General features: G+C 44.7%; 17 protein-coding genes. All 17 read left to right on the forward strand.

Annotation, left to right across the window (positions count from 1 at the left end; genetic code table 11):
* Positions 1–2: 2 nt before the first annotated feature.
* Complete coding sequence (locus tag L2729_RS03850) at positions 3–911, forward strand: ExeA family protein (protein ID WP_248987059.1); 909 nt, start codon at positions 3–5, stop codon at positions 909–911.
* A complete protein-coding gene (locus L2729_RS03855; RefSeq protein ID WP_248987060.1) occupies positions 908–2116 on the forward strand; it encodes a tetratricopeptide repeat protein in 1209 nt (402 codons plus the stop codon). Before L2729_RS03850 ends, L2729_RS03855 begins: the two co-directional genes overlap by 4 nt.
* Positions 2113–3849 (forward strand): GspE/PulE family protein, encoded by a 1737-nt coding sequence (locus L2729_RS03860; RefSeq protein ID WP_248987061.1) that lies wholly within the window; start codon positions 2113–2115, stop codon positions 3847–3849. The genes L2729_RS03855 and L2729_RS03860 overlap by 4 nt, the downstream gene beginning before the upstream one ends.
* Positions 3849–5069, forward strand: coding sequence for a type II secretion system F family protein (locus tag L2729_RS03865; protein WP_102038890.1), 1221 nt, complete (start codon positions 3849–3851; stop codon positions 5067–5069). Before L2729_RS03860 ends, L2729_RS03865 begins: the two co-directional genes overlap by 1 nt.
* Before the next feature lie 21 nt (positions 5070–5090).
* Entirely contained in the window at positions 5091–5582 is a 492-nt protein-coding gene (locus L2729_RS03870; protein WP_248987062.1) for a hypothetical protein, read from the forward strand.
* Positions 5583–5653: 71 nt separating this feature from the next.
* Positions 5654–6274 carry a type II secretion system protein gene (locus L2729_RS03875; protein WP_248987063.1) on the forward strand — a complete coding sequence of 207 codons (621 nt, stop codon included), beginning with the start codon at positions 5654–5656 and terminating at the stop codon, positions 6272–6274.
* Between the two features lie 84 nt (positions 6275–6358).
* Positions 6359–6883, forward strand: a complete 525-nt coding sequence (locus L2729_RS03880; protein ID WP_248987255.1) for a type II secretion system protein — start codon at positions 6359–6361, stop codon at positions 6881–6883.
* 11 nt (positions 6884–6894) lie between these two features.
* The gene (locus L2729_RS03885; RefSeq protein WP_248987064.1) at positions 6895–7359 is read left to right on the forward strand and encodes a prepilin-type N-terminal cleavage/methylation domain-containing protein; all 465 of its coding nucleotides are present in this window, start codon (positions 6895–6897) and stop codon (positions 7357–7359) included.
* A 268-nt stretch (positions 7360–7627) separates the two neighbouring features.
* The gene (locus L2729_RS03890) at positions 7628–8107 is read left to right on the forward strand and encodes a type II secretion system protein (RefSeq protein WP_248987065.1); all 480 of its coding nucleotides are present in this window, start codon (positions 7628–7630) and stop codon (positions 8105–8107) included.
* Entirely contained in the window at positions 8097–8759 is a 663-nt protein-coding gene (locus L2729_RS03895; protein WP_248987066.1) for a type IV pilus modification PilV family protein, read from the forward strand. Before L2729_RS03890 ends, L2729_RS03895 begins: the two co-directional genes overlap by 11 nt.
* Positions 8759–9649 carry a PilW family protein gene (locus L2729_RS03900; RefSeq protein WP_248987067.1) on the forward strand — a complete coding sequence of 297 codons (891 nt, stop codon included), beginning with the start codon at positions 8759–8761 and terminating at the stop codon, positions 9647–9649. Before L2729_RS03895 ends, L2729_RS03900 begins: the two co-directional genes overlap by 1 nt.
* Entirely contained in the window at positions 9639–10157 is a 519-nt protein-coding gene (locus L2729_RS03905) for an MSHA biogenesis protein MshP (RefSeq protein ID WP_248987068.1), read from the forward strand. The genes L2729_RS03900 and L2729_RS03905 overlap by 11 nt, the downstream gene beginning before the upstream one ends.
* A gap of 61 nt (positions 10158–10218) precedes the next feature.
* Positions 10219–14844 carry a DUF6701 domain-containing protein gene (locus L2729_RS03910; protein WP_248987069.1) on the forward strand — a complete coding sequence of 1542 codons (4626 nt, stop codon included), beginning with the start codon at positions 10219–10221 and terminating at the stop codon, positions 14842–14844.
* Positions 14845–15016: 172 nt separating this feature from the next.
* Positions 15017–16066: a rod shape-determining protein gene (locus L2729_RS03915; protein ID WP_101089835.1), complete on the forward strand. Its 1050-nt coding sequence runs from the start codon at positions 15017–15019 to the stop codon at positions 16064–16066.
* 39 nt (positions 16067–16105) lie between these two features.
* Entirely contained in the window at positions 16106–16993 is an 888-nt protein-coding gene (gene mreC, locus L2729_RS03920; protein WP_101089836.1) for a rod shape-determining protein MreC, read from the forward strand.
* Complete coding sequence (mreD, locus tag L2729_RS03925; RefSeq protein WP_248987070.1) at positions 16990–17478, forward strand: rod shape-determining protein MreD; 489 nt, start codon at positions 16990–16992, stop codon at positions 17476–17478. Before mreC ends, mreD begins: the two co-directional genes overlap by 4 nt.
* A gap of 87 nt (positions 17479–17565) precedes the next feature.
* Entirely contained in the window at positions 17566–18162 is a 597-nt protein-coding gene (locus tag L2729_RS03930) for a Maf family protein (protein WP_248987071.1), read from the forward strand.
* Positions 18163–18282: the final 120 nt, after the last annotated feature.

Here is an 18282-nt window from a genome sequence, read left to right on the forward strand (position 1 = left end):
ATTTGTATCTGCAGCATTTTCGGTTAACTGAAACGCCATTTTCACTGACACCGAATACGGAGTTCTTTTTTGGCTTAGCACCGCACGTAGAAGCCATGCAAGTGCTACAAACTGCGTTACAAACAGGTGAAGGTTTTATCAAGGTTACCGGCGAAGTCGGTACTGGAAAAACCTTGATCTGTAGAAAACTAATGAATGAGCTTCCTGAGCGTTTTCACTGTGCTTATTTACCTAACCCGTACCTTACGCCTGCCGAACTTCGGTGGGCGGTGGCGATGGAACTGGGCCTTAAACACTCTAGCCAGATTGATCAACAACAGCTGACAGGGTTAATTCAGCAACAGTTAATGGCGTTAAGCGCACATGGTCATTCGATTATTTTAGTCTTGGATGAAGCACAAGCTTTACCTGACGATAGTTTAGAGGCGTTACGGTTATTTACTAATCTAGAAACAGAGAGCCGCAAATTATTGCAAGTGGTGTTGTTTGCTCAACCTGAGCTCGATGAGCGTCTTGCCATGAGTAAATTTAGGCAGTTGAGGCAAAGGATCACCTTCAGTTACTGCCTTCGTTCCCTCACATTAGATGAGTCTGCCGCTTATATTCAGCATCGGTTAAAAGTGGCAGGCAGTAAAGGTGACGAATTATTTACCGCCGTGGATGCTAAGCGTCTAGCCAAAGCGGCGCGTGGGATCCCGCGTTTGATTAATATTTTGTCTCATAAGGCATTGTTAGTCTGTTTTGGCGAAGGGGCGAGCAAAATTTCAAAACAACATGTAGATGCTGCTATCGCAGACACCGAAGATGCATCCCTTAGCCGGCATTCAGGGTTACGTTGGACATTGGCTGCAGGGGGGTTCATTAGCATGGTGTTAGCCGCTTTATATTGGTTTAAGGGAGGTGTTGTATGAGCGTAATCAATAAAATGCTCAAAGATTTAGACAAACGACAACAGCCTCACGGTATTGAGAGCATGGCAAAACCACAAAATGCGCTGATACCTCAACGCCAATCTAAGCTACCTCTGGTTGTTACCAGCTTACTGTCGCTGCTGATAGGCGGTTTTATTGTCTTTTTTGTTATTGAGCCGAGCAACCCTAGCGCAATTGATAATCTGGTGACTAATGAGCAAAGCGAATTAACGTCCGATCAAATTGCTGGCTCGCTATCAGATAGCGAGCACATGGTGTCATCAACAGCGCAAAGCTTGGCGGTTGATACTCAAGAAGCACTATCCGATAAAGAGGCTGTAACACCTGCCCCAGCTACTCGCATCGTCAATGTCAACAACAATCAGCCAACGGCAAAGCCTGAATTAGTGCCGTCAGCGGTTAACACGGCGAAAGCGATAGCAGAGGTTACTGATGAAAATACAGCGAGAAATAACCCTGAAGCTAAAACGACAACAGCCAATACGAGTCCAAGCAGTCAACCGGTGAGACAGCAAGCAAGTTCTATGAGTATTGAGCCCGCTAAGCGAGCGACTCGAACTTCTTATAGCAGCAGTAATATGGCGATAAAAGAGGTTAAGTTGACCTCCGAGCAGTTGGCACAAAAGCAGATGATATTAGCGAATGACGCCCAGCAGCAGGGGTTACATAGTGATGCGCTCACCTACTACAAAGCGGCTTTGTCTTATAACCCCGCTTTACATCAAGCTAGAAAGCAAGCCGCTGCACTTTATTATGGGCAAAACAAGTTGTCGGAATCGGCTCAGCTATTAAAACAAGGGCAACTATTATTTCCAGACGAATATGAATATTCGCTGCTGTTAGCCCGTGTGTTGCAAGCCGCGGGACAGAATAAGCAAGCCTTGAGCAGTTTGAACCTGATCCCTGATACTAGCGAATTAGCGGTAAAAAAATGGCATCAGCAAAGTGATTTAGCACAGAAAGAACAAAACTTCCCCGTTGCAGAGCAAAGCTTTAGGCAACTTGCCAAAAATGAGCCTAGCCAAGGGCGATGGTGGATGGGACTGGGTTACGCACTAGATGCTCAAAAAAACTATACAGAGGCTAAAAATGCCTACAACCAAGCTTTGGCCCAGGGGAATCTCTCTTCTCAAGCGCAAGCCTATGTTGATAATCGATTGGTGCAGTTAGGAGCATTCCAGTGAAACCTAAGTTAAAAATGCGTTTAGGTGATCTTCTCGTTCAAGAGCACATTATTACCGACGAACAACTTGGCCAAGCGCTTAGTGAGCAGCGTACCAGCGGGAAAAAACTCGGACGCACATTAATTGATCTTTCATCGATCACTGAAGAGCAGCTGCTACAGTTTTTATCTCAACAGCTCAACATTCCTTTCTTAGATATCAGTAAACGTTCAATTGCTGCTGCAGTTGTTGGACTACTACCAGAAGTGCAAGCTCGACGTTATCGTGCCTTAGTAGTGGAAGATAATGGTGATTCGGTCGTGGTGGCGATGAGCGACCCTGCCGATCTACAAGCCATGGATACACTCGAGGGCTTACTTGTCCCCAAGCGTATTTCCATTGCGGTCGTTACAGAAAGGCAACTGCTTGATGCTTTCGATAACCTTTACCGTCGTACGGACGAAATCGCTCAAATAGCGGGTAAGCTCGAAGAGGAGTATTCCGCTGACGATCTGTTCGATCTGGCGAGCTTAACAGATGGCGACAGTGATAATGAAACCACCGTTGTTAAGTTATTACAGTCAATATTTGAAGATGCAGTGCAGATGCGCGCATCAGATATCCATATTGAACCGGGTGAGAATGCATTAAGGATCCGTCAACGTATTGATGGACAACTGCATGAAAACATACTGCCTGAAGTGAATATTGCGGCAGCCCTAGTGCTGCGATTGAAACTCATGGCTGGACTCGATATTTCTGAAAAGCGTCTGCCACAAGATGGTCGTTTTCACATGGAGATCAAGGGCCATAAGATAGACGTGCGTATGTCGACGATGCCTATTTACCATGGAGAGTCAGTGGTAATGCGTCTTCTCGATCAATCGGCAGGTTTACTGACATTAAATGAAACGGGTATGCCACCTGAAATGCTGGCGCGTATTCGCCGGCAGATTAAGCGTCCTCATGGCATGCTTTTGGTCACAGGGCCAACAGGTAGCGGTAAAACCACCACCTTGTATGGCGTACTCAGTGAGCTTAATACCGCCGACAGAAAAATTATCACCGTAGAAGATCCTGTCGAGTATCAACTGCCGCGTATTAATCAGGTACAAGTCAATCACAAGATTGGCCTCGACTTTTCTAATGTATTAAGAACAACCTTGCGCCAAGATCCCGATATCATCATGGTGGGTGAGATGCGAGATCAGGAGACCGTAGAAATTGGTCTGCGTGGTGCTCTTACCGGTCACTTTGTGCTGTCAACGTTACACACTAACGATGCTGTCACCAGTGCGTTAAGACTGTTAGACATGGGGGCGGCGGCTTACTTAGTCGCAAGTGCCTTAAGAGTGATTATTGCGCAGCGTCTGGTACGTCGTGTGTGCCAAAACTGTGCTATTCCTTATACGTTAACCGCACAAGATAAAGTATGGCTGACAACCGTCAGTAAAATTGACATCTCAAAGGCTACCTTTCGAGTGGGAACCGGTTGTCAAAGCTGTAACGGTAGCGGTTATCGCGGCCGAATCGGTGTGTTTGAAATACTTGAGTTAGACGAGCCAATGGTCGAAGCGATGCGTTCAGGCAATCCGCAGGAGTTTACGAATGCGGCCTATAACAGTCCTAATTTTACCCCGTTAGCCGAGTCAGCTTTAGAGTATTTAGCACAAGGCATGACGACCATTGAAGAGGTTGCCAAGCTGGTTGAAGATGTCAGTGATGATACGCTCAATGTGAGTGAGGGTTCATAATGCCTACATATCAGTATCGCGGACGCAGTGCGCTAGGGGAGCAAGTGACTGGGCAACTAGACGCTAGCTCAGAAAGTGCCGCGGCCGACCAGCTGATGTCTCGTGGTGTTATTCCGCTTGAGCTATCGCCTGCAAAAGAGGTGAAGGAGTTTACGCTTAAATCGCTTTTCAAAGGCAAAGTGGCGCTTGATGAACTGCAAATTTTTACCCGTCAGATGTATTCGTTAACCCGCTCAGGCATTCCAATGTTAAGAGCGATAGCGGGTCTTTCTGAGACCACGCATTCACAACGAATGAAAGATGCACTGAATAATATCTCAGAGCAGCTCACTTCTGGTAGACCGCTTTCGTCGGCGATGAACCAGCATCCTGATGTCTTTGATGCACTCTTTGTATCGATGATCCACGTGGGTGAAAACACCGGTAAGTTAGAAGATGCGTTTATTCAGCTGTCAGGATACATAGAGCGCGAGCAAGAGACGCGGCGACGAATTAAAGCAGCCATGCGCTACCCTATATTTGTACTTATTGCTATCTCGATAGCGATGGTCATTCTCAATATTATGGTTATTCCAAAGTTTGCTGAAATGTTCTCTCGTTTTGGTGCCGATCTACCTTGGGCAACCAAGCTGCTGATCAATACATCTAGCCTGTTTGTCAATTATTGGCCTGCTATGATCGTGTTCTTAATTGCATCCTTTATCGGTATTCGCTACTGGCATAATAGCGAAAAAGGCGAACGGCAATGGGATCGTTGGAAACTCAATATCCCCGCGGTGGGCAGTATTATTGAGCGTTCTACACTGTCTCGCTATTGCCGCAGTTTTTCGATGATGCTGAGTGCGGGCGTACCAATGACACAAGCTTTAAGCCTAGTGGCCGATGCTGTTGATAATGCTTATATGCACGACAGCATTGTCGGCATGCGCCGTGGTATCGAATCTGGTGACTCTATGCTTAGAGTGCACAATAATAGCCAATTATTTACCCCGTTAGTGCTACAGATGGTGGCTGTTGGTGAAGAGACCGGTCAAATCGATCAGTTACTTAACGATGCCGCAGACTTCTATGAAGGCGAAGTGGATTATGACCTTAAAAACCTAACGGCAAAATTAGAACCGATATTAATCGGTTTTGTTGCTTGTATCGTATTGGTGCTCGCGCTGGGTATTTATCTGCCAATGTGGGACATGTTGAATGTCGTTAAAGGCAATAACTGATGTCTCAACAGAGTGCAGCCAGTGCTTAGTCAACAAAAGTCTGATATTGAACTGTTAACGCTTTTTAGGAAGATATTTGCGCTAGTTATACTATTGTTAGTGTTGTCTTATTTAGCTTTTAGTCATTTTGATAGCATCAAGCAGGTGGGTCAACAGAGTATTAAAACCGAGCATAATAGGTTGCTTAATATATTGGGGGTTATTCGTTCCCAATGGTTAATTAAAGGTAAGCCTGAGCAGCTTAAGCTGGACTGGCGCAGTCATTTAGACGGTGAGATTGAATCAATAAGTTATGTTTCTATGGCTGTTGGGGGCTGGCCATTACCCAACGAGACAAGTGTTGCTGGCTGTCGTGATTTAATTGAGGAGTTGTTGGGGGAGAGTTACACGCAACAAATTGTCACTAAGTTCAATTCAAATACGGGTGTGTGCCGATATATTGGCGTTTCTGGGGACAGTATTAGCTACCAAACGACTTCTGGGCGGGTCATCTTTTTGACAGAGGATAGATAAGCAGTGAAATTATCTGTTTTTCTATTTTTAACAAACTGATAGAATAAGCTTATTAAATAATGGGGATTAAAATGAATAGACAACATCAAAAGGGTTTTTCCCTTATAGAATTAGTTATAGTTATCGTGATTTTGGGTTTGCTGGCAGCAACAGCCATCCCACGTTTCTTGAATGTTACCGAAGACGCTGAAGATGCGAGTGTTGACGGCGTTGCGGGCGGGCTCGCAACAGCAGTTAGCTTTGTACGTTCACAGTGGGAAGTTGATGGACGTAATAACCCGAATGTAGTACTCGATGGGGCGACAATTTCTCTAGATGATAGTTTTGGTTTCCCGACTGGAAGTACAAATGTTGATGCAGCAGCTATGACTGATCTTACGTGTCAAGAGGTTTTTGATAACGTGCTGCAAAATGCTCCACGTAATGTTTTATTTAACGAAGATGCTAAAAGCCAAAGGTATGTTGTTAGGGTAGAAAGTGGCAAGGGTGGTAACGGTTCTGGAACTGCTATTGACTTAGATGGGAAATCGGTTGGTGGCATTGATTTATGTGTTTATTATTTAGTTGAATCTTTAACATTAAATCAAAATAGTGGTATAGCAGCTCCAGCACCAACACGCGTAACAGGAGCTAAGACCAAAGGTGTAACTTACAACCCTGGTAACGGTCAGGTTCAAAGCTTTATTAACTAATTTTTTTGTAGCTGATGGTTGATTAATATGATGGTCAATTATCAGCTGTAACTGGTATTTTGAGGAATGAAAATGAATATAAACATGCAAAAGCAAAATGGTTTTACCCTAATTGAATTAGTGGTCGTTATTATTATTCTAGGTATTTTGGCAGTCACTGCAGCACCTAAGTTTATTAATTTACAGACAGATGCAAGAGCATCGACTGTAAACGGAGTAAAAGGAGCACTTCAAAGTGCTAATGCTCTTGTTTATTCAAAAGCTGCTTTGAAAGGGTTAGAGAAAGCTGAAAATCAGAGTGTATTGATAGCAACTGGAGTTTCTGTTACGACAGACTTTGGTTATTTAGATAGCTCAACTACTACGGATCTTTTAATTACGAATCTTGAAAAAGCGATGGATATGGATTTCCAGACATTAGCGAGTAATACCGTTTCAGTTACTGATGACTGGGGGCTTATACGCACCGACGATACGACTTTCAGTATCGTACCTAAAGGTAAGACGTCTGCGGATGCGTGTCGCTTAGATTACACTACTTCTACTCAAGCATCAGGCACAGCTCCTATTGTTTTACCAACTTATACTGCAGTAGTGACTGACTGTTAATGGGAAATAAAATGCAAAAGCAAAATGGTTTTACACTAATCGAGTTAGTGGTTGTTATTATCATACTAGGTATTTTGGCAGTAACTGCCGCACCTAAATTTATTAACCTGCAAGGTGATGCTCGTGCATCTACTCTTCAAGGAATGAAAGCTGCACTGCAAGGTGCCAATTCTCTTTATTACTCAAAAGCTGCTATTGGTGGTAAAGAGAAAGCAACCGAGAAAACAGTAGAAGGCGCTGTGTTGAATTATGGTTATATTCAGGCTGATGTTGATAATATTTCAGATGCTCTAGATATCACTGCTACAGATTGGACTATTGTTGAAGTTACAGAAAGTGATCCGGGCAAAGCTCCTGGTGTGATTAGTTTTCAACAAAAAGATGCACCTGCGGACTGTAAATTTACATACACAGAAGCTGAAGATGCCACAACACCACCAGACTACGGCACTATGCCAACAGCTGATAAATGTTAAGTTGAGTTGACAAAAAAAGGCCTGCTAAGCAGGCCTTTTTTGTAACTACTGCCATTATAAACGTGAATTATTTGCCATAATTATTAAACTGTTAGAAAATCTGGCCTATGGGTACTAGGTAAGGCTAAGATGGTGAAAAGTCGGAAAAGCCGGAAAGCCGGAAAAGCCGGAAAAGCCGGAAAAGCCGGAAAAGCTAAAGCAAATCTAGATTAGGTTTTTATCCACCAATACTTCTTTAGTGACACCACAGCATCAATCGGGATTGATAATGCATACAGCGCACCGACGCAGAGGCTTTACCTTAGTTGAGCTTGTGACTACCATCATTCTTATTGCCATTCTTTCGGTGGTGGTCATTCCACGCTTGTTTACCGCTTCTAGTTACAGCGCTTTCACACTGCGTGAAGAGTTTATTGCTGAGCTGCGTAAAGTGCAGATTATGGCGATGAACAACCAAGACCGTTGCTATCGCTTATCTGTCACGCCAACTCAATATCAAGTCTCTCGTTTTAATACTCGTTATAACAGTGGCTGCAAAGGGACACTAGTGCGGACCGATACTGCACAAAGCTTTCAAGGTGGTGCTGCATTGAAGCTTGATGGTATCAGTAGCTTTAAGGTTGAATTTGATGGTCGAGGAGTCCCTTCACTTGACTGTAGCCACTCCCAAGCAAAGTGTATTACAGTAGAAGCTGACGAAACCCAGTGGATTGCTATCGAGTCTGAGGGCTATATTCATGCGGGCTAATTCATTGTTGAAAAAACACTTACGCAAAAAAAACGGCCTCTCTAAAGGCTCTGGCTTAACAAAAGGCTCTAGCGTTATAAAAAATAGCGGCTTTACCCTGATTGAGTTAGTTGTTGGCATGGTGGTGATTAGCATTGCCTTTGTGATGATGACGAGCATGTTATTCCCGCAAGCAGACAGAGCCGCAGACAACTTGCATCGAGTTCGCTCGGCCGAGTTGGCGCACTCGATATTGAATGAAATATGGGGTAAGCGTTATGATCAGAACACTAACTCCAATGGCGGCGTCCCTGCTTGCGGTGCAGTGGACAAACCTTTGCTAGGATTACCGGCTGGAGTGGCTTGTACTGCGCAGAATAAACTTGGACCGGATTGCACCGAGGCTGGTAAAACGGGAGTAAACTGTACGCTGGCCGATGTCAAAGAGAGCCGTAACAACTATAACGATGTCGATGATTATAACGGGCTGAACATTAACAGCAATATGCTTAATAGCAGCGATACCTATGCTAGCCGATACATCAATTATGCGTTAGCGGTTAAGGTTGAATACAACGACGCAGCTAGCTTAAACAGTAAATTGGTCACGGTAAACGTCACTACTCCGAGCGGTGAAGTGATCACTTACAATGCGATTAGGAGGAACTATTAATGCAGCGGTCGTTAATATTTCCCCTGAGGCATAAAGGCATTTCGAATGCTAAGCGCCAAGGATTTACCTTAGTTGAATTGGTAACAGTCATTATCATTCTTGGAATTCTGGTGCTGGGCGTCAGCAGTTTTCTCATTTTTGGCACCCGTATCTTTATTGATTCAACTTCCGTTGAACAAGTCATGAGCCAAAGCCGTTTTGCCATAGAGCGCATGACTCGCGATATTCGCAATGCCGTGCCGAATAGCATTCGAATTGCCGTGCCGAATAGCATTCGAATTGCAGATGGTACCAGGAATAATGGTCATGCTTGGCAATGTATTGAGATGGTGCCGATTACCTCAAGTTCATCGTATATCACAGCACCAATAGCCCCTCTCCCGGCGGCCAATACAGCGGTTGTAATGCAAGGCCATGATGCAGTGTTAACTGCAGGGCAGTTTTTACTAATTTATCCATTAAGCCCCGCCGATGTGTATTCAGCGGGAAAGTTGTTCAAGATTAAAAGCGTTACTCTGAATGCGGCCACTAATGCGAGTACAGTAGAATTTAATGTTCCGGTACAATTTGCAGAAGCATCTCCTCGACAGCGTTACTTTGGCGTGACTGGCGCAGTAAGTTACTGCTTTGAAGGGATCACTAGCGAGTTGAGCGTACTTAAGCGTTACTCTGGTTATGGTTTTAATCAAAGTCAGCGAGGGCCTGATGAGATGGTTGAGGGCGTGTTGATGGCCGAAAATGTGGTTAATACTATCGCAGCAGACAACCCTATGGCCTACACCCCAGGCACTTTGCAGAATAATGCCATGGTGCAGCTTAATCCCTTGTTTGATATCCAAGGGCAATCGTTGCAGTACCACCATCAAGTGCAGGTGATAAATGTCCCATAAATACAGCCGTTTTATCATTAGCAGCCAAGATACTATCGGCCACTCTAAACAGGGCGGTAGTGCACTTATTATTGGTGTCTTCATCATCACGGTAATGTTTTTGCTTGCAGCGACCTTAATCAATGTACTGAACGATGCCGATCAGCAGATCAGTCTTGAGGTCTGGGGCACTCGGGCATTTGCGGCGGCTAACAGCGGCGCCGATCGCGCGTTAGCCGAACTGTTTCCTGTTGCTCAAGTGGGCGTGGGTGCTTGTAACGCAAACACTACTTGGCATATTGAAGCGGAAACGATTCCAAATACCACAACTAAGCTCGTAGGTTTTCACGGCTGTTCAGTCGTCATTAGTTGTAATGCTATTACCACTACCTCTCTGCCGATTAATATGACTCAATATTTGATTACCAGCACAGCCACCTGCAGCACCGGACAATGCGATTCTGGCACCGATAGCGACGCCAGTTGTATCCGCGTGAACCGCACCGTGGAGGTAGAGGCACGTGATTAAACGAATTATTTCTTCACCATTATTTGGCGCCATAGTCATAATGCTTGGGTCCATTTTGGCTATGCCGAATGCTATAGCTTCTGATTGGAGTGAAACTTTCATTGAAGGTATTAATTCTACAGATGAAAGTGGGACAATCGTATTAATGTCATCAGCAAAGTTATTCTACAGCCCGCAAAATGGTCAGTTACCTTCTAAAAGTGTTACTGATAATGGATTCTCCGAAAATGGGGGAGCTTGTTATCCTGGGGAAGCAGACAGCCAGTATAAGAAATGTAAAAGCTCGAACAATACACTTGCAAAGCTTCCAGATGACAGAATTAACTTCGAACAATGCCGTTCTGAGAGTAGTGATAATAAATTTACGACTTGGAGCCAGAAAAGTATTGATATTGAAGGCGGAGAATATGGTGATGTAACTCTAAGCGGCGGAGGAGATCGTTGGGTAAATTTTACGACTACTGATGGTATATATAAGCTGAAAAGCTTGAAGGCTAGCACTGGTAATCTTGTGTTGTCTTCTGGTCAATATTGGATTGGCGAACTAGTGATTAGCAGTGGGGTTAATATTACTTACCCCACTGATGGTAGTGTTAGTTTTTTTATTGGGGAGGATTTTAATATAGTTAATAAGATGCTTCCCGTTGAGCCTCATGAATTACTGCTCTATGGCTATAAGGATATTAACGTTGGTAACGTAGAGGTTAATGCGTATATCGTTGCGGAACATAATCTTAAAGTAGTTGGTGAAATAAACGGGGCGATTACCGCAAATAAGGAAATTTATTTAAATGGCGGATCAAATGTTACATTTACTGATAAAGGTGAAAACATTGATGTCACCCCTAACTGTGATATATCGCTACAAGACTCTAATTTTCAGTTTGGGAAAGCCACGACGGGTAGCGTAAAATTCGAAACTAAATTTCCTACAGGGGTTACGCCACTCGTTTTTGTAATGCCTACCATAACCAGTGATGATCCAGCCAATAATGATGGTCCTGCCTCTGTATTTCTTTCTGATATCACAAATGAAGGATTTACTTGGTCGCAAGTATCGCCACCTGGGCCACCAGGTAGAAGGCCTGGATGGTCTGCTTTAGATCCGAAACCCATGACAGAAATTCACTGGGTAGCGACGGCTGCAGGGGAATTCGAGTTTACGAATGGTACTAAGTTTCAAGCCGGAACTAAGAAGATTAACCATGTGCTTTATAGGGGGAGTGGTTGGTATGAGAGCGTTACCCTAAGCAAACGTTATGATGTGGTTTTAAGCCAGATTCAATCCGCTAATAATACTTGTTGGTTAACAAGTATGGCCAGGTTAACGTCGAATGGTCAGGCGCTTTCAATCGGCATGGATGTCGCTGAGGTTGTTGATGATAATGGGAATGGTTACTGGAACAAGCGTTGTCGACAAACTGATGATGAGAGTACTAAGCTCAATGAATTAGTGGATGAGGATATTGCTTTTTTAGCCATTGAAGCTAGTGATAGTGATAGTGATGAGACTATTTTTATTAGCGGCAAAGAAGTTGAGTATCAATTTGCAAGTGGCTTTTCGACACTTAATAGTGGTTCGGGGAGCGCGGACCAGCAGTGTAGCTATATTAGCACCTTGAATGATTTTGATAATACGCCCACCTTTGTTGCAGGTAAAAACTCAAGATACGGACAAGATGGTGGTTGGCTAAGGCGCTGTGCTTTGACTAAAAATAGCGTCAGTATGGTGACGGATGAAGACCAGTATCAGAATGATGAGCGAACTCACCTTGCTGAAGATTATGGCTTTATTGCCCTTGCGTATGTTGATGATTCGCCGGAATTACAGTGTTTTAATGATAATTTTAATCGGGATGATCTCGGAAGCGATTGGGCAATTAAAACGCTTGGTAACTCTACGGCTCCCGCAATTGAATCTAATCGAATGCGCATTACCCCAGCAAGAGGTAATCAAGCGACATCGAGTACTTATCAACGCCTGTTTCCTGCGGCAGATAACTTCGTTAAGGTTGAGTTTGACTATTACGCTTGGTCTCCCTCGTCAGGAACGGGTGGTGATGGTGTGGCGATTATTTTATCTGATGCATCCATCACTCCACAACCGGGCAGCTTTGGCGGAGCATTAGGTTATGCTCAGCGTAATAACGGTACGCCGGGTTTTGCTGGCGGTTGGATGGGGGTGGGGTTAGATGAATATGGTAACTTCTCTAATCCAACAGAGGGCAAAATCAAAGGGCCTGGGTTTAGAACTCAATCAGTCACAATCCGTGGTTCAGCTAACTCTAATTATATGTACTTAGCGGGCACTGCAGCAAATCTTAATCCTCCTATTGATAAAAGATCGACCAACACAGCATCACCCAATCATAGGTATAGAATCACCGTAGACTCTCGAGTCGAAGGTCAAGCATTAGTGTTAGTTGAGCGAGATATCAAAGACGGCAATGGATTCCAAGTATTAGTGCCTGAATTTGATGCTAGGGATATTAATGGTCAAGGTGGAGTACCTGCAGACTTCTATCTTTCAATAACAGGTTCAACAGGCGGGGCGAATAACAATCATGAAATTGATAACTTTGAAGTTTGTGCTTTAGATTCAAATCCGCTAGGTCAACTTGTGCATCACTTTGAGTTTGATTACTCAAGCAGCCCGTTAACCTGTAATGCTGAAGATATGACAGTACGGGCTTGTCGTAACGCCAATTGCGATCTATTTACTGACCCTGTCGTCGCTAATTTATCTCCTGCGGGAATGTCTAATGGTGGTTGGGTTGGAGGAAATGTAGTTAATTTTGTCGATGGTATTGCAAGGGTGAGTTTACGTTCTAATACTAACTCGCCAGTCACTATTGGAGTGTCTAGCTCCTCTCCATCGACGATAGCGGGCAGCGATACCTTATGTAGGCAAGGTGCTGGTTCACTGAGTACCGCCCGTTGCACAATCACATTTGCTAACAGTGGTTTTATTTTTGACATCCCAGATGAATTTTCAAATAAGCCCTCGACAGACATTTTTGTTAAGGCGGTAAAGCAGGGAGACCCCGGTCTGGCTTGTATCCCAGCATTTGCAAATCAAAGTAAACCTCTCCAATTTTGGAGTGACTATATTGCCCCATCTACAGGCACTAAAAAAATCTCAGTTAAGTCCGGCACAACAGAAAAAGAGGTTGGGGACTCTTTGGCTACAGCAGAAACTTTAATACTCAGTTTTGACGAAAAAGGTGAAGCCAAAATAGACGTTAATTATGCTGATGCGGGCAATATGCAACTCAATGCTAAATACACAGGCTCAGGCGATGAGGCCGGTCTTGTTATGAATGGCAGTAACACTTTTGTTCGCCGACCTGTTGGGATCTGTCTCGAATCTGTAGCTTGCACAAACTGTAGCGTAACAAGTGCTCCATATAAGCGAGCGGGTGAGGAGTTTGATATCACCGTAAAAGCAATGGCATGGGAATCCGATAGTGATAACGATATCTGTCGTGGCAATGTTACTACACCTAATTTTTATCATGACAATATGCTGTTATCGCATGAATTAATAAGCCCCACTATTGCTGAGGGTGGGGAGCTTGGTGACCTAGGTCGTGATGAGTATAAACAAACTTCTGGCGAACAAATTATCACTCAGACCGTGTCAGAGGTGGGTATTTTTACCTTTTCAGTATTACCCAAACCTGGTGGATATTTTGGTTACGATATCCCCGGAGCAACGACGGATAATATGGGTCGGTTTACGCCCTATTATTTGACGGTTACGCCTGAAAAACCTCAGCTTCAACCTAGTTGTGGGCAGTTTACCTATATGGATGAACCCTTTTTGTTTAAAACTGGCGCGGAGCCTAAGCTCCTCATTCTTGGAAAAAATAAAGACGGTAACCAGACTAAAAACTACCAGATTAATGACTGGTGGAAATATGTAAATCAATGGAATGGTCGCCACTTTAGTAACTTGGTCGGCTCTACATTGCCAGTATTAGAAGAACTCGATGCAGCAAGCCGTTCAGTTGCTTTTCTTGATGGGACCACTGGCAAGGCTCGATCGGCTTATCTTCAGAAGGGGACGCTCAGGTACAACCGAACTTCAGCTTTGATTGTTCCCTTTGACGCTGTATTTGAACTTAACCTTCCAGCGAACGACTTAAAAGACAGTGACGGTGTTTGCTATCAAGAAAGCCCAGTGTCAGCCTGTATCGGGGTAACTTTTGAAGATATCGCCAAAGATGATGCTTTTGTTTTGCGCTACGGCCGTTTAGTGATGCAAAACGCCTATGGACCTTCATCGGAAGAACTACGCCTAGAACTTGGCACTGAATATGTTAATGCCAATGCAGAATGGGTGGCGAACAATGATGACAGTTGTTCGGTATTTGATACTAATACCACTAGTGCATCGGCTGATACAGGACTTGCATTAACACCGCAAACCGGACTTGAAGCGGTTGAAGGCTTCACCCGTTCTGGTGGAACAGGTAAGGCTGGGACGGTTGGTTTAGGTAACAGCTTTATCTATTTTCCCGCGCCTAGCGCAGAGGGTGAAGTGGCTTTGCAGTTAAATGTGGATAAGTGGTTAAAGTGGTATTGGGCGTATGACATTAGCGCATTAGAAGATCCACGAGCGACAGCTTACTTTGGCACCTATAGAGGCCACGATCGCATCATATATTGGCGAGAAGTTAACTAAGCGTCATTAAGCCGTGAACAAGGCAAAATATTGACTTGTTCTTTACGCACATATTGCAAAAAACTTTACTTCATTAGCAATTGTTAACGTCTGTGGCCTTGTGGAATTCAAGAAGCATGATAAAGTTACCTGATTTCTTTTTTCTTCGATTCCACTGAGACAGGCTGGTTACATGTTCAAGAAGCTACGCGGCATTTTTTCTAATGATCTTTCGATCGATTTGGGTACAGCTAACACGCTAATTTACGTCCGCGACGAAGGCATCGTTTTGAACGAACCTTCAGTGGTTGCCATCCGTGGAGAGCGGTCTGGTTCAGGTCAGAAGTCGGTTGCGGCCGTCGGTACTGAAGCAAAGCAGATGCTCGGACGTACTCCTGGAAACATTCAAGCAATTCGTCCAATGAAAGATGGCGTTATCGCCGACTTTTATGTGACCGAAAAAATGCTACAGCATTTTATTAAGCAAGTGCACAACAACAGTGTATTCCGCCCAAGCCCTCGTGTTTTGGTGTGCGTACCCGTTGGTGCTACCCAAGTTGAACGTCGCGCTATCCGCGAATCAGCAATGGGCGCCGGTGCTCGCGAAGTGTATTTGATTGAAGAGCCAATGGCTGCGGCAATCGGTGCTGGTCTTCCAGTATCGGAAGCGACAGGGTCTATGGTTGTTGATATCGGTGGTGGTACAACTGAAGTTGCCATTATCTCGCTTAACGGTGTGGTTTACTCTTCATCTGTTCGTATCGGTGGCGACAAATTTGATGATGCTATCATCAATTATGTGCGTCGTAACTACGGCAGCCTCATTGGCGAAGCGACCGCTGAGCGTATTAAGCATACCATTGGTACTGCTTATCCTGGCGATGAAGTGTTAGAGATTGAAGTTCGTGGTCGTAACCTTGCAGAAGGTGTCCCTCGCAGCTTTACACTGAACAGCAACGAAATTTTAGAAGCACTGCAAGAGCCGTTATCTGGCATTGTGAGTGCTGTTATGGTCGCACTTGAACAGTCTCCACCAGAATTAGCCTCTGATATTTCAGAGCGCGGTATGGTGCTGACGGGTGGTGGTGCTCTTATCCGCGATTTGGATCGTCTCCTAATGCAAGAAACGGGCATTCCCGTGATGATTGCCGATGATCCATTGACTTGTGTGGCTCGTGGCGGTGGTAAAGCGCTCGAGATGATCGATATGCACGGCGGCGACCTATTCTCCGAAGAAAATTAAGACGGTTAAAAAGGGCGGTGATTACCGCCCTATTTTTTTATGAAGCCAATTTTTGTTCGTGGTATATCAAACCAATTCAGATTGACCCTAGCTGTCATCATGTCAGTGATTTTGCTTGTTGCAAATGACCGGCTTGAGCCTGTGCGCAACTCACTGTCCTCCCTCTTAAGTCCACTGCAATATGTCGCTAATATCCCTGGGGTATTACTTGACGAGTCCGCAGAAAATTTGGCCACACGTAATATGTTGGCTAAACAAAATAAAGAGCTATTACGCTATCAGTTGTTAATGAGTGAACGCTTACAACGCTTTGAACATCTGCGCCAAGAAAACGACCGTTTACGCGGCTTGTTAGGCTCTCCGGTTTATATGGACGCTAAAAAAGTCGTTGCTGAAGTGATGGAAGTTGCCAGCGATCCTTTTCATCAATATGTGGTACTTAACCGCGGCTCACGTAACAGTGTTTATGTTGGCCAACCCGTTGTCGACGCACAAGGGGTTGTTGGCCAGGTTGTGCAGGTCAGTGAGCTAACCAGCCGAGTACTGCTGCTGTCCGATGTCTCGCATGGGATCCCCGTTAGAATTACGCGCAACGATGTCAGAATGATGGCTATCGGTACAGGCTCTATAGATGAGCTAGAGCTGCGCCATGTGGCTAAAAGTACCGATGTACGAGCCGGCGATTTGTTAGTCTCTTCTGGATTGGGAAAACGTTTCCCTGAAGGCTACCCCGTTGCACGAGTGATGACTGTCGAGAAAGATGACGGTAAAAACTATGCCACCGTAATTGCACAGCCGTTGGCAGCCTTAGACAGAATACGTTACTTGCTATTAATTTGGCCTGATATTGAAGCCGATGACGCGGAACTGGTTGCACCAGAAGGTGTCGAAGAAGCGTTAAAAGCCAATAAGGAGGCCGCGCAATGAGTTTACATGCCGCAAATGGCCGTTGGGTTGTTTGGTTAAGTTTGCTGGTCGCGATGTTATTTCAAATTATGCCCCTGCCTGGATTAGTCGAAGCATGGCGACCCGATTGGTTGCTACTGGTGATTATCTACTGGGCGATGGCGCTGCCACACAGGTACAACATATTAACGGCTTGGGTGCTGGGTGTGATGCTGGATATATTGCTGGGGGCGACCTTAGGTATTAGAGCTTTTGCCATGTCTGTGGTGGTTTATGTGGTGGTATTACATTTTCAACGTCTACGTAACTTCCCTATGTGGCAACAAGCACTGCTGGTGGCAACACAGGTCGCGCTCTATAACTTAATTGTTTTTTGGGTGCAGTTTGTGACGGATACCGCGAACTTTGACATTACGCTGTTTTATCCCGCATTTTCAAGTTTGATCATGTGGCCCTGGATCTTTTGGATCCTGCGTCGTGTCAGGCGTTTATATAAAGTCCGTTAGCCCATTGCCGTCGTGACTTACGTTTATGATGTATTTCCATGTTAGCTCGGTCTCCCTTGATTAGCACCTCTGAATAGGTATTGTAGAATGAAGTTAGTACTCGCTTCAGCGTCGCCAAGACGCAAGGAATTATTGGCCCAGTTGAGCTTTTTAAGTTCAGCTGAGCAAAAGCCGTTTGCCTTTGACATTTTGGCAGCTGATATCGATGAGAGTCACCATGCCGGTGAATCCGCAGCAACCTTTGTGGTGCGCTTAGCAAAAGAGAAAGCGATAGCTGGATTGAATTTATACGCTAAAGAAGGCAAGGCCGTTGTCCTAGGATCCGATACGATAGTGGTGTTAGGCGATAGTATTTTAGGTAAGCCGACAGATGAAGCGGACGCAAAGGCGATATTAACTCGCCTAGCGGGAAAGGCACATCAAGTGATGACGGCTGTCGCGGTAACCGACGGGGATAAAACCCTGACTAAGTTGGTGACCACTGGCGTACAGTTTTGTGCCATGACACCGTCTGATATTTTGGCTTATATCGCTACTGGCGAACCTATGGATAAAGCGGGAGCTTATGGGATCCAAGGTTTAGGTGGCAGTTTTGTAGAAGCTATTGAGGGAAGTTATTCCGCAGTAGTCGGGTTACCTTTGGTAGAAACCCGTGCGTTGTTGTGTGAGATGAACATTTTATAACCCTATAATAATAATTCAATTCTAGGTTGTAAAATCGGTCACTAACGCCAAATCCTTTTTAAATTAGCTATTTCCCTAAGTGGGGTGAGTTGTGAATACAGGTCGAATCGTGCCAGGCAG

Origin of the sequence: Shewanella gelidimarina, from assembly GCF_023283945.1 — a bacterium.
GTDB lineage: Bacteria > Pseudomonadota > Gammaproteobacteria > Enterobacterales > Shewanellaceae > Shewanella > Shewanella gelidimarina.

Bases quoted from the DNA above. Each gene is read 5' to 3' on its own strand.
- L2729_RS03855 (WP_248987060.1), top strand. From the start codon at position 908: ATGAGCGTAATCAATAAAATGCTCAAAGATTTAGACAAACGACAACAG.
- L2729_RS03865 (WP_102038890.1), top strand. From the start codon at position 3,849: ATGCCTACATATCAGTATCGCGGACGCAGTGCGCTAGGGGAGCAAGTG.
- L2729_RS03875 (WP_248987063.1), top strand. From the start codon at position 5,654: ATGAATAGACAACATCAAAAGGGTTTTTCCCTTATAGAATTAGTTATA.
- L2729_RS03880 (WP_248987255.1), top strand. From the start codon at position 6,359: ATGCAAAAGCAAAATGGTTTTACCCTAATTGAATTAGTGGTCGTTATT.
- L2729_RS03885 (WP_248987064.1), top strand. From the start codon at position 6,895: ATGCAAAAGCAAAATGGTTTTACACTAATCGAGTTAGTGGTTGTTATT.
- L2729_RS03890 (WP_248987065.1), top strand. From the start codon at position 7,628: ATGCATACAGCGCACCGACGCAGAGGCTTTACCTTAGTTGAGCTTGTG.
- L2729_RS03895 (WP_248987066.1), top strand. From the start codon at position 8,097: ATGCGGGCTAATTCATTGTTGAAAAAACACTTACGCAAAAAAAACGGC.
- L2729_RS03900 (WP_248987067.1), top strand. From the start codon at position 8,759: ATGCAGCGGTCGTTAATATTTCCCCTGAGGCATAAAGGCATTTCGAAT.
- L2729_RS03905 (WP_248987068.1), top strand. From the start codon at position 9,639: ATGTCCCATAAATACAGCCGTTTTATCATTAGCAGCCAAGATACTATC.
- L2729_RS03910 (WP_248987069.1), top strand. From the start codon at position 10,219: ATGCCGAATGCTATAGCTTCTGATTGGAGTGAAACTTTCATTGAAGGT.
- L2729_RS03915 (WP_101089835.1), top strand. From the start codon at position 15,017: ATGTTCAAGAAGCTACGCGGCATTTTTTCTAATGATCTTTCGATCGAT.
- mreC (WP_101089836.1), top strand. From the start codon at position 16,106: ATGAAGCCAATTTTTGTTCGTGGTATATCAAACCAATTCAGATTGACC.
- mreD (WP_248987070.1), top strand. From the start codon at position 16,990: ATGAGTTTACATGCCGCAAATGGCCGTTGGGTTGTTTGGTTAAGTTTG.
- L2729_RS03930 (WP_248987071.1), top strand. From the start codon at position 17,566: ATGAAGTTAGTACTCGCTTCAGCGTCGCCAAGACGCAAGGAATTATTG.